This window comes from Pseudomonas sp. NPDC008258 (genome assembly GCF_042956345.1).
In the GTDB taxonomy this organism is placed as follows: domain Bacteria; phylum Pseudomonadota; class Gammaproteobacteria; order Pseudomonadales; family Pseudomonadaceae; genus Aquipseudomonas.
This window is the reverse complement of the sequence record NZ_JBIBGE010000008.1, coordinates 138,721-164,247: the sequence shown is the minus strand read 5'-3', so window position 1 is coordinate 164,247 and position 25,527 is coordinate 138,721. Positions and strand designations below refer to the sequence as shown.

Sequence of the window (25,527 nt, the reverse complement as noted above, 5' to 3'; positions counted from 1 at the left end):
ATCACCGCAAGGACCACGACCATGAGCAATGCCGCCCTGGCCACCGCGCCACAAGCCCTCGAACTCGACATTCACCCGGTTGCCGGCCGCATCGGCGCCGAAATCCGCGGGGTGAGGCTGTCTGCCGACCTCGATGCAGCCACGATCGAGGCGATCCAGGCTGCACTGGTACAGCACAAGGTGATCTTCTTCCGCGATCAGACGCACCTGGATGACCAGAGCCAGGAAGGCTTTGCCAAGCTGCTCGGCGAGCCGGTTGCCCACCCCACCGTGCCTGTGGTGGACGGTACCAGCTACCTGCTGCAACTCGATGGCGCCGATGGCCAGCGGGCCAACTCCTGGCACACCGACGTGACCTTCGTCGACGCCTACCCCAAGGCCTCCATCCTGCGCAGCGTGGTGGCGCCGGCATCGGGTGGCGATACCGTGTGGGCCAACACGGCGGCGGCCTATCAGGAGCTGCCCGAGCCGCTGCGTGAACTGGCCGACAAGTTGTGGGCGGTGCACAGCAACGAGTACGACTACGCCAGCATCAAACCCGATGTGGACCCGGCCAAACTGGAGCGTTACCGTAAGGTGTTCACCTCGACGGTGTACGAAACCGAGCACCCGGTGGTGCGTGTGCACCCGATCAGTGGTGAGCGGGCACTGCAACTGGGGCATTTCGTGAAACGCATCAAGGGCTATTCGCTGGCGGATTCGCAGCACCTGTTTGCTGTGCTGCAGGGGCATGTGACGCGCCTGGAGAACACCGTGCGCTGGCGCTGGCAGGCGGGGGATGTGGCGATCTGGGATAACCGCGCGACGCAGCATTATGCGGTGGATGACTATGGTACCCAGCCACGGGTGGTGCGGCGGGTGACCTTGGCGGGGGAGGTGCCTGTGGGTGTCGATGGCCAGTTGAGCAGGACTACGCGTAAAGGCTGATATAGCCGGGGCCGCTTTGCGTCCCATCGCCGGCAAGCCAGCTCCCACAGGTACTGCACATGACTTGAGTTCGGCGCGGTCGGTGTGGGAGCTGGCTTGCCGGCGATTCGGGGGCGAAGCCCCCGCCAGCTACACCTCGGTATCACAGGCAATCAACTGCCTGACCAGCCCCTGCGCCAACGGCGACAAACCATACCCCACCCGGCTCACCACTCCATAGCGGGTATGGCACGCCTCTTCCTGCTCGGGCGTCAGGTCCGCCAGGTTCAACTTCACCAACCCGCCCTCGCGTTGATACGGCCGCAAATTGGCATTGCAGGCAATGCCGATGGTGTCCGAGTGCATCACCACATTCAGTAGGGCATACCCGTGCTCGCACTCTACCGCTGGCAGGAAGTCCTGCCGCCCGCTGAGGTCGCTGAGGATCTTGCGGATGTTCGGCGGGCGGAAGGTGGTGGCCATCGGGTAGTCGAACAGGTCTCGCGCATGCACGGCTTCCTGCTGGGTCAGCGGGTGCCCGGCGCGGCAGCAGAAGTGCCAGCGCTGTGGCGTCAGTTTGTGCACCTGGTAGTCCGGGTCGGACTCGAACTGGCGAGTGTCGGCAACAAAGAACTCGATTTCCTCGGCAACCAGTTTGCGGTTCAGCGCCTGCCAGTTGTCCACCTGGAAGCAGGTGCGTGCTGCCGGGTATTCGGCCACGAAACGCGCCACCGCTCGCGGTACCAGGCCACCGGCCGGCGCAGGCCCCGAGCCGAAGCGCACCACGCCGGTAGTGGCGCCGTTGAACTGGTGGATCTCGTTGACCAGGTTGTGCGCCCCATGCACCAGCCGCCGCGAGTGCTCCAGCACCAGCAGGCCCTGGCGGGTGGGCGCCAGCTCTTTGCTGGCGCGGTCCACCAGGCGGCAGCCAATGTTGTGCTCCAGGGTCTGGATGCTGCGGCTGAAAGCCGATTGCGACAGGTTCACGGCAGCCGCAGCGGCCACGAAACTGCGGTGCTCGACCAGGGCGATGTAGTGGCGCAGCTGACGCAGATCGATATGCATTTTCTACATTAAAACCTTCGGTCAAATGCAATTGCTGACAAGGGTGAGTCCCCTTATAAAGGGTGTTACTTATTCCACTAAATATGAATTACAAATATTTATATCACTTAGAAGAATATAAGCCCGACTGACCGCGATTCGGTTCCGCCAACGGAAATGCTCGCCAGGGCCCATGCCTCAAGGAGCATTTGCATGTCCGGACTTTCCCGTTGGCCTGCGCGCGCGTCGCGCTTTACCTTGCAACCCTTGGCCGCTGGCGTGCTGCTGGCGGCGTCCTCTGGCAGCTTCGCCGAAGAGCCGGTCAGCGCCACTCCGGCGGTGGAACAGGAAGCCAAGCTCGGCACCGTCACGGTCAATGCCCGCCGCCGCGAAGAAACCGCGCAAAGCGTGCCCACGCCGATCAGCGTGCTCGACAGCGAAACCCTGGAAACCCAACGCATCTACCGTGTGCAGGATCTGCAACAGCTGGTGCCCAGCACCAACGTCGCCTACGTGCATGCCCGCCAATCGAGCATCTCGATCCGTGGCCTGGGCAACAACCCGGCCAGTGACGGCCTGGAGGGTAGCGTCGGTATCTACCTGGACAACGTCTACCTTGGCCGCCCAGGCATGGCGGTGTTCGACCTGCTGGACGTGGAGCAGCTCGAAGTGCTGCGCGGTCCGCAGGGCACGCTGTTCGGCAAGAACACCACGGCCGGCGTGCTAAACATCACCACGCGCAAGCCCACCTTCCACCGCGAAGGCAGCATCCAGCAGTCGATTGGCGAAGACGGCTACCTGCAAACTCAAGGCAGCTTCTCGGGGCCGATCAGCGAGACCCTGGCCGGGCGCATCAGCGCCTACCGCACCGAAGACGATGGCTATGTGAAGAACATCCACAACGGCGACGACCTCAATGGCGGCAAGCGCCAGGGCTTTCGTACCCAGTTGCTGTTCAAGCCTAGCGATACCTTCAACCTGCGCTGGATTGGCGAATACAACGAAGAGGATTCCAACAACGGCATCCTCAGCCTGTACAGCACCGGCCCGACCATCAACGGCGTCAACCGCTACGAAAGCCTGGCCGCCCAGGCGGGCGCGACGCTGGTGTCTGGCAAGGACCGCAAGGTCAATTTCGACGCCGACCAACAGGTGACGGTGTTCCAGGGCGGAACCTCGGTAGAGGCCAACTGGACCCTGCCTAACGACTTCACCCTGACCTCGATCACCGCATACCGCTGGTGGGACTTCACCCCGCGCAATGACGATGGCCTGAACGTGCCGGTGTTCTACAGTGCCGGGGTATCGGTGCGCGACAAGCAGTACTCGCAGGAAATCCGCCTGGCTTCGCCAACCGGTGGCGCCTTCGACTACGTGCTGGGTGCCTATTACTTCAAGCAGGACCTGGACAACAAATCCTTCACTTACTACGGGCCGCAGGCGGATGTCTGGAACCTCACACCTGCCGGCGCGCTGAACAACGTCAATACCATTGGTGACGGGCATATCGATACCGATAGCTATGCGCTGTTCGCCCAAGGCACCTGGCATGTCACCGACCGCCTGGATTTCACCGCAGGCATTCGCGGTACCTATGAAGAGAAGAGCGCCTGGGTAACCCGCGATGCACCCAGTGGCGGCGCGGCAGTGACCGGTGCCGCCGCCACAGCGCGCCAGGCCCGGATAGGGGCCTACGATTCGGGCGACCTCAACCAGTACAGTTTCAGCCCTTCCGGCCTGTTGGGCCTGAGCTACCGCTTCAACGAGCAACTGCTGGGCTACGCCACCCTGACTCACGGCGAGAAGTCTGGCGGCGTCAACCTCACGGTCGGCGCTGCACCACGGCTGGGCACTGACTCGCTGCTGGTCGGCACCGAGCGGGTCAACAACGCCGAACTGGGTTTGAAGAGCACCCTGTTAGACGGTCGCCTGCAACTCAACAGCAACCTGTTCTGGGCTGAAGTTCACGGCTACCAGGCCAACGTCTACGACCAGATCAACCGCGTGCAATACCTGGCCAACGCCGGCCGCGTGCGCTCTCGCGGGCTGGAGTTCGAAGCCACGGCGCTGCCGATCCGCGGCCTTACCGTCAACTTCAACGGCTCGTGGAACGACGTGCGCTACACCGAATACAAGGACGCGCCATGCCCGCCGGAGGTGAGCCTGGCCAATGCCACCGCCACCTGCGACCTGTCTGGCCACCAGGTGGTCGGCGCCTCCAAGTACATCGCCAACCTCAACACCCAGTACAAGTGGCAAGCCACCGACCATGTCGAGCCCTACGTTACCGCCAGCTATGCCTTCCGCTCGAAGGCCGTGGGCACCATCGACGATTCCGATTTCGGCCAGATCCCCAGCTATGCGCTGGTCAACCTTTCAGCCGGTGTACGCCTGGACCAGGGCGACGGCGTGGTCGACCTGTCGCTGTGGGTGAAAAACGCCGGCGACAAAACCTACTTCACCAGCCTGTGGAACTCCGCCAACGGTGGCTATGCCGGCGTACTCGGTACCCCGCGCACCTTCGGCGCAACTGCCCGTTACGACTTCTGAGCACAAGGAGCTTTGCCATGAATGCCAAGACCGAAACCCCAGCTTTGCCTGAAGGCGCCTGCCTTACCGCGAAAGTCCCGCAGCACGACGAAGCGCTGCTGGGTGACGTGGTAGTCAACCCGTACCGGTTGGCGCCGCTGACCGCAATCATCCGCGACGGTGGCCGCAGCCTGAGTGACGTGCATGTGCGCGTGCTGGGGCGCGGTGAGCGCGGCGTGGACATCGTCTATGACGTGTCTGACCGGTCATTGTGGACCTACGGTGGCATCCCGGTATTTGGCCTGTACCCGGACCACGTCAACCAGGTGGAAGTGACCTACAAGCTGGACGGCGAGCGTATCCGCCAGCAGTACCAGATCTACGCCCCGGCCGTACGCCTGCCAGTGGTGGCGAAGCAGACAGCCGCGTTGCCGGAGGTTGAGCCGATCAAGGTGGCGTCGGGTTTTGAAAAGCGCCTTTACCTGTTCAACCACTTGCAGGGCGACATCCCGGGCGGCCGTGCCTTCAAGTGGAACGCCCTGGGCGGCGCGGCGGAATGGGACCAGGTGGGCAACAACTGGATCGCCGACACCAATGGCGATGTGCGCTGGTACCTGGATATCGAGCAGATCCACGACTCCAACCGGCGTGACAGCCTGGGTGGCACCATGGGCTTCCAGCAGACCCGCGACGGCAAGCTGATCTGGGGCCAGGGCCAGACCTATTCCAAGTACGACCTGCTGGGCCGGCGCATCTGGCAACGCACGCTGCCCGACAAGTTTGCCGATTTCTCCCATGAAATCCGCGAGACCAGCAACGGCACCTACCTGCTACGGGTAGGCACCAGCGACTACCGCCGCCCCGACGGCAAGCGTGTGCGCTCGATCCGCGACCACATCATCGAGGTGAACGAGGCCGGGGATGTGCTGGACTTCTGGGACCTCAACCAGATCCTCGACCCGTACCGCGGCGACCTGCTGGAAACCTTGGGCAAGGCTGCTGTCCAGCTGCCGGAGGGCGTACAGAAGCAGGACGACCGGCTGGCCAACGAACTGGCTGAAGGTGATCTGCCCTTTGGCGATACCCCCGGCGTGGGTACCGGGCGTAACTGGGCACACGTCAATGCCATCGATTACGACGCTGATGACGACAGCATCATCGTTTCAGCACGTCACCAGGGCGTGGTGAAGATCGGTCGTGACAAACAGGTGAAATGGATTCTTGCCTCGCCCCAAGGTTGGCCGCAGCACCTGCGTGCGAAGGTGCTGAAGCCGGTCGAGAGCGAAGGCTTCGACTGGTCATGGACCCAACACACCGCCTGGCTGACCGGCAAGGGCACGCTGACCGTGTTCGACAACGGCTGGGGCCGTGACTTTGCACCGACCAAGCTCAGCGGCAACTACAGCCGGGCGGTCGAGTACCGCATCGATGAGGCCAAGGGCACCGTCGAGCAGGTGTGGGAGTACGGCAAGGAGCGCGGCGACGAGTGGTACAGCCCGGTGACTTCGGTGGTGGCCTACCGGCCGGAGACCGATACCCAGTTCATCTACTCGGCTTCGGTGAATTTCCTGACGCCCGAGAAGCTGACCGCTACCGTGCTGAATGAGGTACGGCGCGGGACTCAGGAGGTGCTGGTGGAGTTGAAGGTGCACAGCCGCCAGCCGGGCAGTGTCGGCTACCGGGCACTGGTGATCGACTTGGCCAAGGCATTCTGATCTATCCCCCCGGGAGGGCCGTCGGTCCTCCCTTCACATTTCTTTCAGTTCATTCGTCTAACCTGTACCGGCCCTTTCGCGGGCACGCCCGCTCCCACAAGTACTGCACCGAACTCGAGACCGGTGGGGTACCTGTGGGAGCGGGCGTGCCCGCGAAAGGGCCAGTTGCCATCACGCAGAATGATGAATTTTCCGCCCGGCTGTTCAACCATTCGTTCTTTTTTTCGAACAGCCTATTGTCCAACACCCCAGCAGCCGCTTAGCATTCGTTTGAGATTTCAAACGCTCGATGCCCTGCCTTGGGCGCTTTTCAACAATCAACAATTCGGGAAGCCGACATGCAGCTCAAAGACGCTCAGTTGTTCCGCCAGCAAGCCTATATCAATGGTGAGTGGCTGGATGCGGACAACGGCCAGACCATCAAGGTGACCAACCCGGCCACCGGTGAAGTCATCGGTACCGTGCCGAAGATGGGCACCGCGGAAACCCGCCGCGCCATTGAAGCCGCCGACAAGGCCCTGCCGGCCTGGCGTGCCCTGACCGCCAAAGAGCGTTCGACCAAGCTGCGTCGCTGGTTCGAACTGATGATCGAGAACCAGGACGACCTGGCTCGCCTGATGACCACCGAACAAGGCAAGCCACTGGCCGAAGCCAAGGGCGAAATCGCCTACGCCGCCTCGTTCATCGAGTGGTTCGCTGAAGAAGCCAAGCGCGTCTACGGTGACACCATTCCTGGCCACCAGCCAGACAAGCGCCTGATCGTCATCAAGCAGCCAATCGGCGTTACCGCGGCCATCACCCCGTGGAACTTCCCGGCCGCCATGATCACCCGTAAAGCCGGCCCGGCCCTGGCTGCTGGCTGCACCATGGTGCTCAAGCCTGCTTCGCAAACCCCGTACTCCGCCCTGGCCCTGGTCGAGCTGGCACACCGTGCCGGTATCCCGGCTGGCGTGCTGAGCGTCGTTACCGGCAGCGCTGGCGAAGTTGGCGGCGAACTGACCGGCAACTCGCTGGTACGCAAACTGTCCTTCACTGGCTCGACCGAAATCGGCCGCCAGCTGATGGAAGAATGCGCCAAGGACATCAAGAAGGTTTCCCTGGAGCTGGGTGGCAACGCCCCGTTCATCGTGTTCGACGACGCCGACCTGGACAAGGCGGTAGAGGGCGCGATCATCTCCAAGTACCGCAACAACGGCCAGACCTGCGTCTGCGCCAACCGTATCTACGTGCAGGACGGCGTCTACGACGCGTTCGCCGAGAAGCTGGCTGCTGCAGTAGCCAAGCTGAAGATCGGTAACGGCCTGGAAGACGGCACCACCACTGGCCCGCTGATCGACGGCAAAGCTGTCGCCAAGGTCCAGGAACACATTGAAGACGCCGTTTCCAAAGGCGCCAAGGTGCTGTCCGGTGGCAAGATCATTGAAGGCAACTTCTTCGAGCCGACCATCCTGGTTGACGTACCGAAGACTGCTGCTGTCGCCAAGGAAGAGACCTTCGGCCCACTGGCGCCGCTGTTCCGCTTCAAAGACGAAGCCGAAGTCATCGCCATGTCCAACGACACCGAGTTCGGCCTGGCCTCGTACTTCTACGCCCGCGACATGAGCCGTGTGTTCCGTGTTGCCGAAGCCCTGGAGTACGGCATGGTAGGTATCAACACCGGCCTGATTTCCAACGAAGTGGCACCGTTCGGTGGCATCAAGGCTTCGGGCCTGGGCCGCGAAGGTTCCAAGTACGGTATCGAGGACTACCTCGAAATCAAATACCTGTGCATCAGCGTCTGATAGCACGGTAAAGGCTTTACCTCTGCCAGCGGGGCGCGAGAGCGACGTCTCGCTGGCCTTTTTTACATCGCAGTACCTGGTGGCCAGGGCGTTTGTGGCAGTCGATCAACGAATACTGTTCGCGAGCACTCCCAGCCACCCCCGAATAAAAGCGCCATTCCTGTCGGCGCAATGAGGGCATTATGAGCAAGACCAACGAATCCTTGATGCAACGTCGTGTAGCTGCCGTCCCACGTGGCGTCGGCCAGATCCACCCGATCTTCGTCGACACCGCGAAGAACTCGACCGTGATCGACGTTGAAGGCCGCGAACTGATCGACTTCGCTGGCGGCATCGCAGTACTGAACACCGGCCACCTGCACCCGAAAGTGGTTGCAGCCGTGCAAGAGCAGCTGACCAAAGTCAGCCACACCTGCTTCCAGGTGCTGGCCTACGAACCCTACGTAGAGCTGTGCGAAAAGATCAACAAGCTGGTCCCGGGCGACTTCGACAAGAAGACCCTGCTGGTCACCACCGGCTCCGAAGCCGTTGAAAACGCCGTGAAAATCGCCCGTGCCGCCACTGGCCGCGCTGGCGTCATCGCCTTCACCGGCGGCTACCACGGCCGTACCATGATGACCCTGGGCCTGACTGGCAAGGTCGTGCCGTACTCCGCTGGCATGGGCCTGATGCCAGGCGGCGTGTTCCGCGCCCTGTTCCCGAGCGAACTGCACGGCGTGAGCGTTGACGACGCTATCGCTTCGGTAGAGCGCATCTTCAAGAACGACGCCGAGCCACGCGACATCGCTGCGATCATCCTCGAGCCAGTACAAGGCGAAGGCGGCTTCCTGCCAGCGCCGAAAGAGCTGATGAAGCGCCTGCGCGCCCTGTGCGACCAGCACGGCATCCTGCTGATCGCTGACGAAGTTCAAACTGGCGCTGGCCGTACCGGCACCTTCTTCGCCATGGAACAGATGGGCGTTGCGCCTGACCTGACCACCTTCGCCAAGTCCATCGCTGGCGGCTTCCCGCTGGCCGGTGTGTGCGGCAAGGCCGAGTACATGGACGCCATCGCTCCAGGCGGCCTGGGCGGCACCTACGCCGGTTCGCCGATCGCTTGCGCCGCGGCCCTGGCCGTGATCGAAGTGTTCGAAGAAGAGAAACTGCTGGACCGCAGCAAGGCTGTGGGTGAGCGCCTGACCACTGGCCTGCGCGAAATCCAGAAGAAGTTCCCGATCATCGGCGACGTCCGTGGTCTGGGCTCGATGATTGCTGTTGAAGTGTTCGAGAAAGGCACTCACACCCCGAACGCTGCTGCTGTTGGCCAGGTTGTTGCCAAGGCACGCGACAAGGGTCTGATCCTGCTGTCCTGCGGCACCTACGGCAACGTCCTGCGTATCCTGGTACCGCTGACTGCCGAAGACGCACTGCTGGACAAAGGCCTGGCCATCATCGAAGAGTGCTTCGCTGAACTCGCCTGATGTGACGCGCTTCTGAAAAAACCCGCCTCGGCGGGTTTTTTTTGTGCCCAGAAAAGCCACGGGGCGCTATCGTTAGCGGAGGATTTGCTTTGGAAGCTGCGACGGACTGTGTGTCAGGCTAATCAGGAGCTGTTGGCGATGAGCGCTGCAAACCCCACCGCACCAAACGTACTGATTGTCGAGGGCGACCCCTGGGTACGTGACATGCTCAGCGAAATGCTGCTCAGCGTGCGCTGTGATGCACGGCTACACGTGTGCGCCGACGGCTCGCAGGCACTCAACCTGTTGGCCAACAAACCTGACCTGATCATCGCCGCCCGCGAGCTGGCCGGTGTCGATGGCCTCGACCTGCTGCGCAAGGTCCGCGCCAAAGGGCCGGGGTTGCCGTTCATCCTCATGAGCAACCGCAGTGACAGCGCCAGCGTGCGCGAAACATTGCCGCTGCACCCCACCGCCTACCTGAGCAAGCCGCTGAACCTGGATAACCTGCGCAAGCGTCTGGAAGAGTTGCTGGTGGCAGTTGGCGAGGAAATCGCCTGCCCGGTACCGGCCTTGCAGGCCGGTGCCAGCCTGCCTGCCTACCTTGAGCAACGACGCGCTACCGCCGATGGTGGGCCGCTGCTGGCCGATGTGCAGGTGGCAATCAAGCGCGCGCTCAACCCTCAGGGCCTGAACCTGAAGGTGCTAGAAGAGGAAGTGCGTAACGACCCCCAGGTTACCGCCGTGCTGATTGCAGCAGCCAACAGCGCCGCGTTGCACCGTGAAGCACCGGTGCAAACCTTGCTGCAGGCCCTGAACAAGCTTGGCAGCACCCAGAGCATGAACCTGATCCTGGGCATGACCCTCAAGCGCAGTGCGCGCCTCAGTGACCCGCTGCTGGCGCAGCACGCTGCCCGTTATTGGGACCTTTCGCTGCATACCGCCGAATATGGCCGTACCTTGGCGCGCATGCTCGAGCTGGACGAAGGGCGCTGCTATTGCGCGGGGCTGCTGCATTGCCTGGGCGACCTGGCGGTGTTGCGCTGCCTGCAAGAGTGGCGGTTGGCCGGGGGCGAGCTGGACGAACGCAACGTGCAGCACTCGCTGGATGAGTTCGGTGCGGCGTTCGGTTCGGCGCTACGCACGCGCTGGCGCTTGCCGCTGGCGTTGCGCGAATTGATCGCGGCGATCTACCAGCTGGGCGGCGGGGTTTATTCGCGAGAGATTCTGGCCATGAACCTGGCCGGGCAGTTGTCGCGGCTGCCGGCCGAGCAGGGGATGGAGAAGGTAGCCAACGGAAAGACGGCGCGCTTGCTCAAGCTTGGGTTGCCAGAGCTGAACCGGCTGCGCAAGGTGGAAAACCCCGAAGCGAAGCCCGTGCAGTTGGCCGAGGCGCCCTTGAAAATCGATGAACCGACGCCCCCCGAGCAGCCCGAACCAACCGAGCCGACTGCCTAAGCGTGTGCATGCGCTGTGCGCCCCAGGGTGGTCGCGCAGCGCCCTGAACCCGCTCCCCGCTCGCTGCTTCATTTTGTGTTAGTCGCGACAAAACACGACTTTTCGTGTGGGAATTGCTTCACAAAAAGCTATATTTCACCAATTTTCTTCCCATCTACTGCAACTTTTCCTGCTCTCGCCCGTCACATCGCCCGATAAACGCCACTGTACTTATCGGTCCACAAGGATGTGATATGCCCACCATCGCCCTCCGCCTGCTCCTGCTGGCCGGCTGCCTGAGCGCAGCGCAAAGCAGCCTGGCTGCCACAGCCGACGATCCTCTGTTGCGCCAACAGCAGCGCGAACGGGCATTGCGTGAGCAGATTGAAGCCCAGCCGGATGTGCGCCTGGAAGCACCCACCACCGCGCACGGAATACTGCCAGCCCAGGAAACCCCGTGCTTCAGGATCAACGACATTCGCCTGATCGGCGATGCCGCCGAGCAGTTCCAGTGGGCCTTGGCGGCGGCCAACCCCAACGGTGACCCCGCGCTGGGGCGCTGCCTGGGGTCGGGCGCTATCAATCTCACGATGAAGCGCATACAGAATGCGATTATCAAAAAGGGTTACGTCACCACCCGGGTGCTGGCCGAAGCACAGGACCTGAGCAGCGGCATCCTGGTACTGACCCTGCTGCCGGGGCGTATTGGTGATATCCGTTTCGCCGAAGGCACAAGCCGCCGGGCCAACCTGTGGAACGCCATGCCGGCTGAGCCCGGCGACCTGTTGAACTTGCGTGATATCGAGCAAGCGCTGGAGAACTTCAAGCGTGTGCCCACCGCACAAGCCGATATCCGCATTGCCCCCGCCAGCGGCCGCAACGCCAAGCCCGGCGAGAGCGATGTGATCATTGCATGGCGCCAGCGCTTCCCGGCACGCCTGAGCCTGTCGGTGGACAACGGCGGTAGCAAGACAACCGGCAAATACCAGGGTGCCGTAGCGCTGTCGCTGGACAACCCATTGAGCCTCAACGACCTGTTCTACGCCAGTTTCAACCACGACCTGGGTGGTGGCGAGTCAGGCGACAAAGGCTCCAAGGGCCACACGCTGCATTACTCGCTGCCGTTCGGTTACTGGCAGCTGGCGGTGACCAGCAGTGAGTACGACTACCACCAGAATGTGGCCGGGGTTAACCAGAGCTTCCAGTACCGCGGCGAGAGCCGCAACAACGAACTTCGCCTGTCGCGCCTGGTATACCGCGATGCCGTGCGCAAGACCACGTTGTGGAGCAGCCTGTGGACGCGCTCGTCCGACAATTTCATCGACGACACGCAGATCCAGCAACAACACCGACGCATGGCTGGCTGGCTGGCGGGCTTCAACCACCGCGAGTTCATTGGGCCGGCCACGCTCGACTTGGGGGCCAGCTACCGCCGCGGCACCGGTGCCCATGGCTCGCTGGAGGCCCCTGAAGAGGCGATTGGGGACGGCTCGTCGCGCTCGAAAATCATCCTCGCCGATGCCCAGTGGCAAGTGCCGTTCAGTGCCTATGACCAGCGTTTGCGTTATCTGGGTGCGTGGCGCGCGCAGTGGAACCGTACCGAACTGGTTCCCCAGGACCGCTTCAGCATCGGTGGGCGCTACAGCGTGCGTGGCTTCGATGGTGAAAACATTCTGGCTGCCGACCGCGGCTGGACCTTGAGCAACGAACTGGGCCTGGCCCTGGGCAGCAGCGGCCAGGAGCTCTACACCGGTATCGATTATGGCGAGGTGGGCGGCAATTCCGCCGACTACCTGGTTGGCCGGCGCCTGGCCGGCGCTGTGGTGGGAGTACGCGGCGGGTACCGTAACCTGTCGTACGACTGGTCGTGGGGCACCCCGCTGAAAAAGCCGGATGGTTTCGAGACCGCCCACTTCACCAGCGCCTTTACCGTCGCGTTGTCTTTCTGAGGGCCAACCATGCGATTCGACACCTTTGAAATCACGGCCCCTGGCGTGTTCGACGAGCCCTGGAACGAGGCCACGGCGCTGGGCAGCGCCACCTGGTTGTGGATGCACTCCCAGGCGCACCGTGATGTGCCGCTGCACACCCTGTCGAGCCTGCTGCTGCCGGCCCTGAAGCACCGCCAGTTCGTGCTGGGCAGCGAGGGTGGCAAGCCGGTGTTCTACCTGTCGTGGCTAAGCCTGGACGAGGCCGCCGAGCGCCGCTACCTGACGCGTTCGCCCATCGAGATGGACGACGCAGACTGGTGTAGCGGCCAGCGGCTGTGGGTGAACGACTGGGTTGCGCCGTTTGGCCACACCGAGGCGCTGAGCCGGCTGTTGTTAAGCCGCGTGTTCCCCAACAGCTGTGCCCGCGCGCTCTACCACAAGGGCGATCAGCGTGGCCTGAAGATCAAGAAATTCCATGGCATCGGCGTGATCCCCGAACAGGCCCGTGCCTGGTTTGCCGCCCACCCCGTCGTCACCGCTGCCTGACCTGCAAGCGCAAAGGGAGTTGCAATGAACAAGCACCTTTACCGGATCGTTTTCAACAAGGCGCGCGGCCTGCTCATGGTGGTGGCCGAAAATGTCAGCGCGCAGGGCAAGGCGCCGGGCAACACGCAAGCGCCAGGGCACAGTGCCAAGCAGTGCATCGCAACTTTGGGCCGCTTGCGCTTTGCCGTGATGGGCGCCCTGGGCTTGGTAAGCCTGAGTGCTGCGCCGGCCTGGGCTGCGGGCATTGTTGCCGACCCATCGGCTCCGGGCGGCCAGCGGCCGATGGTGACGGAAAGCGCCAACGGCACGCCCTTGGTCAACATCCAGGCGCCCAGTGCAGCAGGTGTTTCGCACAACACCTACAACCAGTTCGACGTCGATGGCCGAGGTGCCATCCTCAACAACGCCGGGAGCAACAGCCAGACGCAATTGGGCGGTTGGGTCGAAGGTAACCCGTACCTGGGCAATGGCAGCGCACGTGTCATTCTGAACGAAGTCAACGCCAGCAACCCTAGCCAGTTGCGCGGTTATGTCGAAGTGGCCGGCAAGCGCGCCGAGGTTGTGATCGCCAACCCGGCAGGTATTACCTGTGACGGCTGCGGCTTCATTAACGCCGACCGCTCCACGCTGACCACCGGGCGTGCTCAGCTGGAGAATGGCCAGATCACCGGCTACCGCGTTGAAGGCGGTACCTTGAGCATCTCTGGCAAGGGCCTGGATGACCGTGACAGCGACTACACCGACCTGATTGCACGCACCGTCGAGGTTAACGCCGGGGTGTGGGCCAGCGACCTGAAAGTCACCGTCGGGCGCAACCAGGTGAATGCAGCTAACACCCAGGCTACTGCGCTTGCAGGCGATGGCAGCGCCAAGCCGGAAGTGGCAATTGATGTGGCTGCACTGGGTGGCATGTACGCCGGCAAGATCAAGCTGGTGGGCACCGAGGCCGGCGTAGGTGTGCGCAACGCCGGGCAAATCGGCGCCATGGCCGGCGAAGTGGTGGTCAGCGCCGATGGCAAGCTGGTCAACCAGGGGACGATCAGCAGTGCCAGTGCGTTGCAGGTAGCGGTGGGGGCTGTTGATAACAGCGGCAGTGCGTATGCCAAAGGCTCACTGGAGGTGACCAGCGCCGGTAGCGTAACAAACAGTGGCGTGCTGGCTGGTCAAGGCGATGTGAATATCGAGGCCGCCACACTCACCAACAGCAAGGCTTCCTTGCTGGCGGCTGGCGTCGATAGCGCAGGCAAGTCCAGTGGCAATGCCCGCCTGCAAGCCAGCGCAGAACAGATCACGGCCAATGGCCAGATCCATGCCAGCGGCACGCTCGACCTGCAAGGCAAAAGCATCGACCTGCAGGGTAGCCAGACCCAGGCCGGTGACATGCGGCTCAATGCAACTCAAGGTGACCTGGACCTGGCCGGCAGCCAGATCAACAGTGCTGGCACGCTCAATGCCAGCGCCGGTGGCACCTTGCGCAGCGACAGTGCCAAGGTCAACGTGGGTAACCTGCAACTGGCGGCCAAGCATATTGCCAACGTCGGTGGTGAGTTGGTGCAGACGGGCCAAGGCGCTTCCAGCATCCAGGCCGCAGGCACGCTGGACAATTACGACGGGCGCATCGCCAGCAATGGTCGGGACCTGACCCTGCAAGCCAGCCACCTGAATAACCAGCAAGGCAAGGTCGAACACGCCGGCAGCGGGCAACTGACGGTGCAGGCCGATCAGTTCGACGGCAAGGCGGGCACCTTGGCCAGTAACGGCAGCTTGCAGCTGACGGCGCAGGATGCTGTGCTTGCCGAGGGGCAGACCCAGGCCCGCAAGCTGGTGCTCGACACGCGTACCCTCGACACCCGCGATGGCACGGTCATCGCCGCGCAGGGCGGCACCCTCGAAGTGCGCAGTGCCCAGCACCTGGACAACCGCGGTGGCACGCTTGCCGCCGGTGGCGCGGCCAGTTTCAACGTGGGTGAGTTGCTCAACGACGACGGCACCCTCAGCGCTGGTGGCGCCTTGAACATACAGGCCCAGCGCCTGAGCAACCTGGCCGGCACCGTGGCGGCCACCCAGGCCATGCAAGTGATGGCCGGCCAGCTGGACAACAGCGGCGGGGTCCTCGGCTCGGTGAATGCCGGCTTGCAGCTCACGTTGGATAACAGGCTGCTCAACCTGGGCGGGCGCCTGGAAGCGACGGGGGACATTCAGCTGAGTGCAGCGGGTGTGGATAACCGTCAAGGTGTGGTCAGTGGCCGCAACCTGTTGCTCGACAGTCGCGGTCAAAGTGTCGATAACGCCAGTGGCACCCTGGCTGCTGCTGCCACGCTCGACTTGCGCAGTGGCGAGTTGCTCAATGCCGCTGGCTTGATCCAGGCCGGTGGCCGCCTGCTGGTCGACACCGGCGACAAGGCGTTGCGCAATAGCGGTTCCGGCACCACCCAGGGCATCGTCGGCCGGGGTGAAGTGCAACTGCACAGCGCACAGTTGATCAACGACCAAGGTTTCATCGCCGGCAAGGGCGACGTATTGCTGGCTGCCGAAACCCTGGTGAACCACGGCCAGATCATCGGTGAAAGCACGGTGCGTCTGACCGGCGCCCAACTGGATAACCAGACGGGCGAAGTCCAGGCACGCGGTGCGCTGACCCTCGAACAGGCCAACACGGTCGACAACCGCAACGGCCTGTTGCGCAGCGCCGGGCAGCTCACCTTGACCACGGCGCAGCTGGACAACAGCACGAGTGGGGGCCTGGACCATGGCATTGAAGGCCAGTCGCTGCAGCTGCGCGCCGACAGCCTGGACAACCGTTCGGGCGCACTGCGCGCCGACAGCGACATCGACCTGGGCCTGAGCACTGGCCTGAGCAACGATGCAGGCCTGGTTTCGGCAGGCGGCAAGCTGTTGCTGGCCGACCGTGACAGCAACGCCACGCGCCTGCGCATCGACAATGGCAGCGGTACCCTGCTTGCCGGCAGCCTGTTGTCGATGAATGCCGCCTACTTCAGCGGCAGCGGCCAAGCCTTGAGCCTGGGCGACCTTATCCTGCGCCAGCAGGGCGACCTGACCATCCGCGGGCGCCTGCAAGCCAATGGCACGCTGGACATCGCCATTGGCGGCAGCCTGAGCAACAGCGGCCAGCTATTGGCCGGTAAAGCCCTCGCGCTCAGCAGCCAGGCGCTGGATAACGAGGCCAGCGGCGAGCTGTCTGCCACTGCAGTGAATGTGCGGGTCGGTGGCCAACTGACCAACCGGGGCCTGTTCGACGGCCAGCACGTACGGCTTCAGGCCGCTACCTTCGACAACCTTGGCACCGGGCGCGTTTACGGCGATCAGTTGGCCATTTCTGCCAACGCGTTGAACAACCGCGACGAGCAGGGGCGTGCGGCGGTGATCGCTGCTCGCGAGCAACTGGACATCGGCGCCCAGTCCATCGACAACCGCGAAGATGCGCTGTTGTTCAGCGCCGGCGATCTGGCCATTGGTGGTGCACTCGATGCTGACGATCACGCCACCGGCAGTGCCGCAGAGTTGCGCAATGCCAGTGCCACTGTCGAGTCGCTGGGTGACCTGCGCCTGGCAGTGGCCGCATTGCGCAACACCAACGAACATTTCAGTACCGCTCAGGTGCAGGTAAGCAGCGAGCAATTGCGCGAGTACCAGATCAGCGGCTCGCCGAACCGCTACAAGCCGGACGAGGTCAGCGTCTACAACGACGAAGTCGACCACCTGCGCACACCGACGGGTACCCGCGACAATTTCAACCGTTACGACTATACCCGTACGGTGACCGAAACCCGTATTTTGACCTCGGCGCCAGGGCAGATCCTGGCCGGTGGTAACCTGACCTTCAGCGGCGATTCGGTTTTCAACGACAAGAGCCGCATCCTCGCGGGTGGCCTGTTGCAGGCCGGTTCAGCCACGGTGACCAACACCGAGGTGGATGGCCAGCGCGTAACCACGGACGCCGGTACCGCCACCAACTTCTATCGTATCCAGCGCAAGGGGCGTGATCGCCAAGGCACCAGCGTCACCGCCTATCGCCCGGCACCGTTGATCCAGGACATCGACCTCACCCCCACCGAGTATGGCGAGCACGCCACCATCAGTGGCAGCGGCACCCAAATCAACGGGCGCGAGCAGCAGGTGGTGGATCAGCAGGTCGCGGCAGTCGGGCAAGTGGACGCCCAGGTCAGCGAGCAGCACCAGGTGGGCGCCGTGGTAGAGGTGAAACTCGAAGACGGCCAGGGCGTCGCCGACCTGGTACGTAGCGGCGCGCCGAGCCTGGCGCTGCCGAGCAACAGCCTGTTCCAGACCAACCCTGCAGGTACCCAGGGTTACCTGATCGAGTCGGACCCGCGCTTCACCAGCTACCGTCAGTGGCTGTCGTCGGACTACATGCTCGACCGCCTGCAGGTCGACCCGGCCACCACCCAGCTGCGCCTGGGCGATGGCTTCTACGAACAGAAGCTGATCCGCGAACAGATTGCCCAGCTCACTGGGCGCCGCTTCCTCGACGGTTATGCCAGCGACGAAACCCAGTACCGGGCCTTGATCGATAATGCCGTTACCTTGGCCAACGACTGGAACCTGGTGCCGGGTGTTGCCCTGACTGCCGGGCAGATGGCCCAGCTGACCAGCGATATCGTCTGGCTGGTGCAGCGCTCGGTAACCCTGGCCAATGGCGAGACGCGCCAGGTGCTGGTGCCGCAGGTCTACGTGCGGGTACGTGAAGGCGACCTCACCGGCAATGGTGCCCTGATCGCCGGCCAACAGCTCAAGCTCGACCTCAGCAGCGACTTGCTCAACAGTGGTAGCCTGGGTGGGCGTAGCGTGATGGCGCTGACTGCGCAGAACATCGACAACCTCGGTGGGCGCATCCAGGCCAACAATGTGTCGTTGCAGACCCGCGACAGCCTCAATAACCTCGGTGGCCTGATCGGTGCCACCGGCAGCCTGGCCATCGACGCCGGGCAGGATATCAACGTGCGTTCGCTGACCCGCGACAGCAGCAGCGAACAAGGCAGTCGCACCAACGTGTCGCGGGTGGCCGGGCTGTTTGTCAGCGGCGCCGAGGGCTCGATGCGGGTGTCGGCCGGCAACGACCTCAACCTGGCCGCGGCGCAGGTGGTCAACACCGGCACAGGGGGCGTCACCCAGCTTGAAGCCGGGCGTGACGTGAACCTGACCACGCTTGGCGAAAGCCACCAGCAGTCGCTGGTGTGGAACTCCAGCAACTGGCGCAACGAGGCCAGTCGTGGTGAGGCTGGCAGTACGGTGCAGGCTACCGGCGACCTGCGGGTCCGGGCTGGGCAGGACATTGCGGCGCGCGGCGCGACCTTGAGCAGTGAAGAAGGCATGGTGCTGGCCGAAGCGGGGCGCGACCTGACAATGACCGCATCCGAGCAGTACCAATTCGCCGATGAAGCCCACAAGTTCAAGGGCAGCAACGGGCTGTTCTCCAGCAAGACCACCACCCTGCGCGACACCGTGAGCCAGACCCAGGCCAGCGGCAGCACGCTCAGTGCCGAGCAGGCTTACTTGCAAGCGGGCCGCGACATCAACGTGCGCGGCAGCGATGTGGTATCCACCAGCCAGACCGTGCTGGCGGCTGACCGTGATATCAATATCGAAGCCGCCAGCGAAAGCAGCAGCGAGCGCCATGACAAGGCTACCAAGAAAAGTGGCCTGTTCAGCGGTGGCGGTATCGCGGTCACCCTGGGCACCCAGGAACAGAGCGTCAAAGACCTCACCACCCGCGAAACCGCACGTGCCAGCACCGTCGGCAGCACTGAGGGCGACATTCTGATCGACGCCGGCCGCCAGTACCGGCAGGTGGGCAGTGATGTAATGGCGCCCAAGGGCGACATCGACGTGCTGGCCCAGCAGATTGCAATCACCGAAGCCCGTGAAACCACAGAACGCACCCGTGAAACGCGCTTCAAGCAGACCGGTTTCACCCTGACCATCACCAACCCGGTAATCAGCGCCATCCAGACCAGCCAGCAGATGCACGACGCCTCGAAGAAAACCGAGGATGGCCGCATGCAGGCGCTGGCGGCGGCGACCACGGCACTGGCGGTGAACAATGCCGCAACTGCCGTAGCGCAGGACCCGGGCATGGCCGGGGGTATCAACATCAGCCTGTCACTGGGTACCAAACAGCAGCAGAGCACCACGGTGCAGCACAGCGATGCTGCTGCGGGCTCGACCATCGTCGCTGGCAACGACGTGCGCCTGCACGCCACCGGAGCGGGTAGCGACAGCGATATCACCGTGCAGGGCAGCGACATTCGTGCCGGCCGCGACGCCTCGCTGGTGGCCGATGGCGATATCAACCTGCTTGCCGCACGCAACACCAGCCAGCAGGACAGCGACAGCAAAGGCAGCAGTGCCAGCGTGGGCATTGGTTTTTCGCTGGGGGGCAGTCGCAACGGCTTCACCCTCGACCTGGGGGTGAGCGGCAACCGTGGCGAAGCCGACGGCGATACCCTGACCCACACCAATAGCCATGTGCAGGCGGGCAACACGGCTTCATTGGTTTCTGGCGGCGACACCAACCTGCGCGGTGCAGTGGTCAGTGGCCAGCAGGTGATCGCCGACGTGGGCGGTGATCTGAATATCGAAAGCTTGCAAGACACCGACACCTTCAAGGTTGACGAGAGCAGCATGGGCTTTGGCCTCAGCCTGTGCATCCCGCCGTTCTGTGCTGGCGTCAGCTCGGTGTCGGTGGACGGTGCCAGTGCCAACTTTGGCGGCACCAACATGGACTCGGACTACGCCAGCGTCACCGAGCAGTCCGGCATCAAGGCCGGTGATGGTGGCTTCGACGTGCGTGTGGGCGGCAACACCGACTTGGTCGGCGCAGTCATTGCCAGCGGCGACAAGGCCGTGCAGGACGGCAACAACCGTCTGGTTACCGCCAGCCTGACCAGCAGCGACATCCGTAACAAGGCCGAATATGACGCCAGCACATTCAATATCGGTGGCGGCTGGAAGGCAGCGGGCAAGGACCAGGAAGGCCAGGTGCAGACGGGCGGCAAGGTCAGCCCCGGCACCGAGCTGCCAACCAACGAAGATGAACTGGGCGCCAGCCTGCCCATCGCGATCAGCGCCAGCGACAGTGCCAGTAGCGTGACCCGCAGCGGCATCAGCGGTGGCTCGATCCTGATTACTGACGAAGCCGCCCAGCGCGAGCGCACCGGCAAGGGTGCTGGGCAGACGGTTGCCGAGCTGAACCGCGATGTGTCCAGCGACCGCGACAGCAGCAACACGCTCAAGCCGATTTTCGATGAAGAGCAGATTCGTGCCGGGTTCGAGATCGTCAATGCCTTTGCCAACGAAGCCGGCACGCTGCTGGCGAACAAGGCCAAGGAAGTTGACGAGAAACGCAAAGCCGCCGACGAGGCCGACGCCAAGGCACGCTCCAGCACCGATGATGAGGTCGCGCAGGCCCTGCGTGACGAAGCCCAGAGGCTGCGCGGCCAGGCCGATGGCATTGCTGGCAACTGGGGTTCCGGTGGCACCTACCGGCAGATCACCACCGCCCTGGTGGCGGCTGCCAGCGGTAATATCAGCGCCGGCAACGGCGCCTTCCTGCAGGGCATGGTGGTCAACTACGTACAGCAGCAAGGCGCTGGCTATATCGGTGACCTGGTGGCCAACGGCACCTTGGTCGAAGGCTCGCCCCTGCATGCGGCCTTGCACGGCATCGTTGCCTGCGCCGGCGCGGCGGCCAGCAGCCAGAGCTGTGGCAGCGGCGCGGCTGGCGCGGCAGCGTCGAGCTTGCTGACCGGGCTGTTCTCTGAGGCCAGTCCCACCGAAAGCGAACGCCAACGTGAAGCCAAACGCAACCTGATCGTCAGCCTTGTCACCGGCCTTGCGGCTACCACCGGCCTGGATGCTGCGACCGCGACGGGTGCGGCTTCGGGGGCTGTGGATAACAACTGGTTGGCGACACAGCAGCTGGTGCAGGCGAAGAAGGAGCTTAAAGAGGCCGACGGCGTAGTCGCTGAACTGAAGATCCTGGCGAAGTGGGGCTTTATCAGCAAGAAGCAGGATTTGATTACTCAAGCTGGGGTCGGCGTGGGGCTTGTCCAAGCTGGCTTCAACGATATCCAGGGCTTGGCCGAGTTTATCGCTCACCCGATCGACAGCCTCAACGGTCTTAAAGAGCTGATCCATAGTGATGAAGCACGCAAGCAGTTTGCTGATAGTGTGCTGCAGGACCTCGACACCAAGATCGACAGTATGAAAACCGCCCTAGAGCAGGGGGGGGATGAGCACGCTCTGCAATTAGGTAAAGATCTGGGCGAACTGGTTTGGCAGGTGGGTAGCGTTGCCACCGGGGCCGGAGGGGTCGCAAAAGGAGGCGTGAAACTAGCCAGCGTCGGCATCAAGTTGGGGCGACAGAGCCTGGAAAAAATGGCGGTGGACAGCGCCAAGTTGGCCAAAGTCGAGGTTGCTGGCGCAGGTAAGACGGTACCGCAGTGGACCAGTGCCGATCTCCCTCGCTCGGGTAGTACTGCGTACGATAACCCCAGTGTTACGCACAACGGGAAAACAGTTAAAAAACCGAATGACTTCACTGACCAACTCAATGCTGAGGCGGCGAAGGGGTCAGATGTGCCTTATGACCCTAAAACGGTCAGGTCTGAACTTGAGGCCAAATACGGCGAAGAAAATGTAACCTCTACAACAACACCGCCGGCTAATGGTAAGAACGTGCGGCTGGCAGGACAACGCCATCCGGTGACCGGCATCGTTTTTGATAATAGAGGATTCCCCATTTTTGATGATGTGAGTGCGTTCGACACGCGACTACCAGCGGATGCATTCAAATCTGCAACCTATGAGGGGCAAATGCGGCTTGCTACCAAGGATTTGGCCAGTGCGATTGACAATGGGCAATTGAATGCCTCGCAGTTCACCGCAAAACAGCTTGACCAAATTCATGCAGGGTCCAGAAAAATCGACGGCTATACATGGCATCATCATCAGGACAGTGGGAGAATGCAGCTGGTACCTGAACTGATCCACAGCAAGACCGGGCATGTTGGCGGCGAAAAAATGGGAGGTGGGATGTGACTGCGTCTACGATTGAGTTGAATAAGTTTAATGATGAATTACTGGCATTTGTCGTTACTTGCCTATTTTGTGGGGCGATCCGTAAGGATGAGCTTAACGTCTGGAGTGCTGAGGCGTTGGTATTGGAAGATGCGCCGTCATACCTCTACGACCTGTTGGAGTTCGACGAAGACTTATTCAAAATTTTCAAGGTAATTGGCCATGTGCCGACATGGGAACATACACAGGTCCAAGAGTATGCGCTCTACGGTATTGCAGTAAGTCGAGGCTTCAATCCGTTCGACATGCCCATCTCGGCAGAGAAAGCGCTTGACTATTTGGCGTCTGCTCCAGAAGTCGAAGCACTGTTTAGGTCAGTGTTCAGTTTCGTTAATTGGAACGCAGCCGACTAGTTTCTTGATGGCAGGTATTCGTCGGACGGTACAGCACAAGAGGGTAACGCGTTAGGTGTTTATCAACGGGTTGTCGACTGTGAGAAGACGAGCAGACGCTTGTCGGGGCGTTGCCAGAGGTGTGCCGCTACCTCCTGGGCAACATGGATGATCAGGGCAGTGATTGGGATCCTGAATTCAAATACCCCCCATTTGACCTCCTACCGCTGGAGGCTGCCGCGATGCTCAAAGTTAGGCAGAAGCTCGGATTGCCTTCCCTTGTCATCGAGCATGAGTTGATCAGCGCTGAAACGACCGCTGTGGAGCTGTTGGCCCTGGAACCGGATGAGATTGTCGCGAGGGTTGAAGCGGCTTATGAGTCATTGTTGGGCTGACTCGCATGCCTGCGCTGCGGTCAGCCGCAGACGATCTGGTTCTTGCCCTGCCGCTTGGCCTGGTACATCGCCGCATCGGCCCGGGCATACAGGCTGTTCAGTGTCACATCGTCATTGGTCAATTCGGTCAGCCCCTGGCTTACCGTAACGCCATACGTCTGCTCTTCATGGTTGAAGCTCAAGCGCTGGATCTCCCGCTGCAAGCGCTCGGCAATCTGCTCCGCCGCCTGGGCACTGCAACCCGGGAACACCGCCGCGAATTCCTCGCCACCAATACGCCCGAACAGGTCGCCACGGCGCAGCACGGCTTTGCCGCTGTCGGCGATGCGCTGCAGCACCTGGTCGCCTTCCTGGTGACCATAGCTGTCGTTGATACGTTTGAAATCGTCGATGTCCAGCAACAGGAAGGCCAGCGGCGTGCCGTCTTCGCGGGCACTGTCGAAGGCTTGCTGGGCGCATTCGAAGAAGTGCCGGCGGTTGCTGCTCTGGGTCAGCACATCGGTGGTGGCCAAGCGCTGTAGCTCACCTTCGAGCTGTTTTTTCTCGGTGATGTCTTCGGCGATGCCGACAATGATCACCCTGTCACTCTCGTGCTGCTGGTTGATGTAGCACTTGTCGCTCAGCCAGCGCAGTTGGCCGTCGGCATTGAGAATGCGGTATTCGCGGTCTTCCACCGAGCCCTTTAGCAGCACCTGGGCCAGGCTGCGCTCGGCGTATTCCAGGTCGTCGGGGTAGATGCTGTCGCGCCATTCGTTGTAGTCGGCCAGCACCAGGCTGACCGGGCGACCGAAGATGCGCTCGTAGGCGGGGCTCACGTACAGCACCTGGCGGGTTTCCCAGTCGAAGGCCCAGAGCACCGCATTGACGCTGTCGAGAAGCGAGCTGAACAACTGCTCGCGTTCGCTCAAACGGGCGACTTCGCCTTGGGCGTGGAGCAAGGCCAGCAGAGTCTGGGCGGCTTCAGGGGGCGGGGTACCGGGCAGGATCGTGGGGATGTTCTTGGCCATGTGCACGAATCAGGTCTCGACTTGAAAGCGTGCGGCCAGCATCCTGCCCGCCACGCGGGCGATGTGCAGGTTTGAGTGGTGGCGACGGCGCGAAGTTCCGGGCGGCATGCCCCGCCAAGGGGCATGCCGACTAACGGTGGTCAGGCGCCGGTCGGGCGCAGGGAATAGGTTTTGAGCTGCGCCGCGAAGTCGCGCAAGGCGTGGATGCCGCTGGATTCGGCTTCGTGTACCCAGTCCTTCATGGCGGCCAGCATGTCGTGGCCGTTGGCACTGGTGCGCGCCCAGATCTGCTGCAGGGCCAGGCGCTTTTCGTAAATGGTCTTCAACGCCTGGCTGTGGGCAAGCATCGACTCGATGCGTACATGGTGGCGGTCTTCCAGCAGGCTGGTCTCGCGCGAGAGCAGGCGCTTGGCACGGCGGAAGTGGTGGCTGACCGAGGCGTCCACCCGGGCCAGCTCCTGCTTGACCAGCGGGCCGATCACCAGCTTGCGGTACTGGGCCATGATCTGGAAGCGGTTGTTGAGGATGGCCATGGCGGTGTCCATGTCCAGGCTCGCTTTGCCCGCCACACGGTGGGCAATGGGCGCCACGCGCTGTACTTTTGCCAGGCGCAACAGGCAGAACACGCGTATCCAGGCCCAGCCCATGTCGAACTCCCAGCGCTTGACCGACAGCTTGGCCGAGTTGGGGTAGGTGTGGTGGTTGTTGTGCAGTTCTTCGCCACCAATGACGATGCCCCAGGGCACGAGGTTGGTCGCCGCGTCGCGACATTCGAAGTTGCGATAGCCCAGCGCATGGCCCAGGCCGTTGACCACGCCAGCCGCCCAGAACGGAATCCACATCATCTGCACTGCCCAGATGGTGATGCCGATAGTGCCGAACAGCAGCAGGTCGATGACGGCCATCAGCACGATGCCGCCCAGCTTGTAGCGCGAATAGAGGTTGCGCTCGATCCAGTCATCCGGGCAGTTCTTGCCATAGATGCGCAGGGTATCGGGGTTGCGCGCTTCTTCACGGTACAGTTCGGCGCCCTTGCGCAACACGGTGCTCAGGCCTTTGTGCACGGGGCTGTGCGGGTCGTCTGGGGTTTCGCATTTGGCGTGGTGCTTGCGGTGGACGGCGGTCCATTCGCGGGTGTTCTGCGCCGTGGTCAGCCACAGCCAGAAGCGGAAAAAGTGCTTGAGCGCGCCGTTGAGCTCCAGTGCCCGGTGCGCGGAGTAGCGATGCAGGTAGACCGTGACGCTGACAATGGTCACATGGGTCATCAACAAGGTGATGCCGACCAGTTGCCAGGCCGACAAGTCGAGCAGGCCGTTGTACCACATAGGTGTAAAAACCCTCGGAATGC

Annotated in this window: 14 protein-coding genes; 11 read left to right on the top strand and 3 right to left on the bottom strand. The window is 62.6% G+C overall.

The window, feature by feature from the left end; all coding sequences use genetic code 11:
* Nucleotides 1-21 precede the first annotated feature (21 nt).
* On the top strand, nucleotides 22-927 hold the full coding sequence (locus ACFY9W_RS08960) for a TauD/TfdA family dioxygenase (RefSeq protein ID WP_391128597.1): 906 nt from the start codon (nucleotides 22-24) through the stop codon (nucleotides 925-927).
* A gap of 129 nt (nucleotides 928-1,056) precedes the next feature.
* Here the strand turns inward: ACFY9W_RS08960 and ACFY9W_RS08955 are convergent, their stop codons facing one another.
* Nucleotides 1,057-1,971, bottom strand: coding sequence for a LysR substrate-binding domain-containing protein (locus ACFY9W_RS08955; protein WP_391128594.1), 915 nt, complete (start codon nucleotides 1,969-1,971; stop codon nucleotides 1,057-1,059).
* 192 nt (nucleotides 1,972-2,163) lie between these two features.
* Between ACFY9W_RS08955 and ACFY9W_RS08950 the strand changes: the two genes are divergently transcribed.
* The 10 genes from ACFY9W_RS08950 (at nucleotide 2,164) to ACFY9W_RS08905 (ending at nucleotide 23,172) form a co-directional block, all read left to right on the top strand.
* Complete coding sequence (locus ACFY9W_RS08950) at nucleotides 2,164-4,500, top strand: TonB-dependent receptor domain-containing protein (RefSeq protein ID WP_391128591.1); 2,337 nt, start codon at nucleotides 2,164-2,166, stop codon at nucleotides 4,498-4,500.
* Between the two features lie 17 nt (nucleotides 4,501-4,517).
* A complete protein-coding gene (locus ACFY9W_RS08945; protein ID WP_391128588.1) occupies nucleotides 4,518-6,194 on the top strand; it encodes an aryl-sulfate sulfotransferase in 1,677 nt (558 codons plus the stop codon).
* A 338-nt stretch (nucleotides 6,195-6,532) separates the two neighbouring features.
* The gene (gene gabD / locus ACFY9W_RS08940; protein ID WP_119368460.1) at nucleotides 6,533-7,975 is read left to right on the top strand and encodes an NADP-dependent succinate-semialdehyde dehydrogenase; all 1,443 of its coding nucleotides are present in this window, start codon (nucleotides 6,533-6,535) and stop codon (nucleotides 7,973-7,975) included.
* Between the two features lie 182 nt (nucleotides 7,976-8,157).
* Nucleotides 8,158-9,435, top strand: coding sequence for a 4-aminobutyrate--2-oxoglutarate transaminase (gene gabT, locus ACFY9W_RS08935; protein ID WP_391128585.1), 1,278 nt, complete (start codon nucleotides 8,158-8,160; stop codon nucleotides 9,433-9,435).
* A gap of 138 nt (nucleotides 9,436-9,573) precedes the next feature.
* Complete coding sequence (locus tag ACFY9W_RS08930) at nucleotides 9,574-10,872, top strand: HDOD domain-containing protein (RefSeq protein WP_391128582.1); 1,299 nt, start codon at nucleotides 9,574-9,576, stop codon at nucleotides 10,870-10,872.
* Nucleotides 10,873-11,105: 233 nt separating this feature from the next.
* A complete protein-coding gene (locus ACFY9W_RS08925; RefSeq protein WP_391128579.1) occupies nucleotides 11,106-12,800 on the top strand; it encodes a ShlB/FhaC/HecB family hemolysin secretion/activation protein in 1,695 nt (564 codons plus the stop codon).
* Nucleotides 12,801-12,809: 9 nt separating this feature from the next.
* The gene (locus tag ACFY9W_RS08920) at nucleotides 12,810-13,328 is read left to right on the top strand and encodes a toxin-activating lysine-acyltransferase (RefSeq protein ID WP_391128576.1); all 519 of its coding nucleotides are present in this window, start codon (nucleotides 12,810-12,812) and stop codon (nucleotides 13,326-13,328) included.
* 24 nt (nucleotides 13,329-13,352) lie between these two features.
* The gene (locus tag ACFY9W_RS08915; protein WP_391128574.1) at nucleotides 13,353-22,406 is read left to right on the top strand and encodes a hemagglutinin repeat-containing protein; all 9,054 of its coding nucleotides are present in this window, start codon (nucleotides 13,353-13,355) and stop codon (nucleotides 22,404-22,406) included.
* On the top strand, nucleotides 22,403-22,798 hold the full coding sequence (locus tag ACFY9W_RS08910) for a hypothetical protein (protein ID WP_391128571.1): 396 nt from the start codon (nucleotides 22,403-22,405) through the stop codon (nucleotides 22,796-22,798). The genes ACFY9W_RS08915 and ACFY9W_RS08910 overlap by 4 nt, the downstream gene beginning before the upstream one ends.
* Nucleotides 22,799-22,941: 143 nt before the next feature.
* On the top strand, nucleotides 22,942-23,172 hold the full coding sequence (locus ACFY9W_RS08905; protein ID WP_391128568.1) for a hypothetical protein: 231 nt from the start codon (nucleotides 22,942-22,944) through the stop codon (nucleotides 23,170-23,172).
* 20 nt (nucleotides 23,173-23,192) lie between these two features.
* Here the strand turns inward: ACFY9W_RS08905 and ACFY9W_RS08900 are convergent, their stop codons facing one another.
* Together ACFY9W_RS08900 and desA are read right to left on the bottom strand one after the other, a co-directional pair.
* A complete protein-coding gene (locus ACFY9W_RS08900) occupies nucleotides 23,193-24,179 on the bottom strand; it encodes a diguanylate cyclase domain-containing protein (RefSeq protein ID WP_391128565.1) in 987 nt (328 codons plus the stop codon).
* 140 nt (nucleotides 24,180-24,319) lie between these two features.
* Nucleotides 24,320-25,504 carry a delta-9 fatty acid desaturase DesA gene (gene desA, locus ACFY9W_RS08895; RefSeq protein ID WP_391128562.1) on the bottom strand — a complete coding sequence of 395 codons (1,185 nt, stop codon included), beginning with the start codon at nucleotides 25,502-25,504 and terminating at the stop codon, nucleotides 24,320-24,322.
* Nucleotides 25,505-25,527 lie beyond the last annotated feature (23 nt).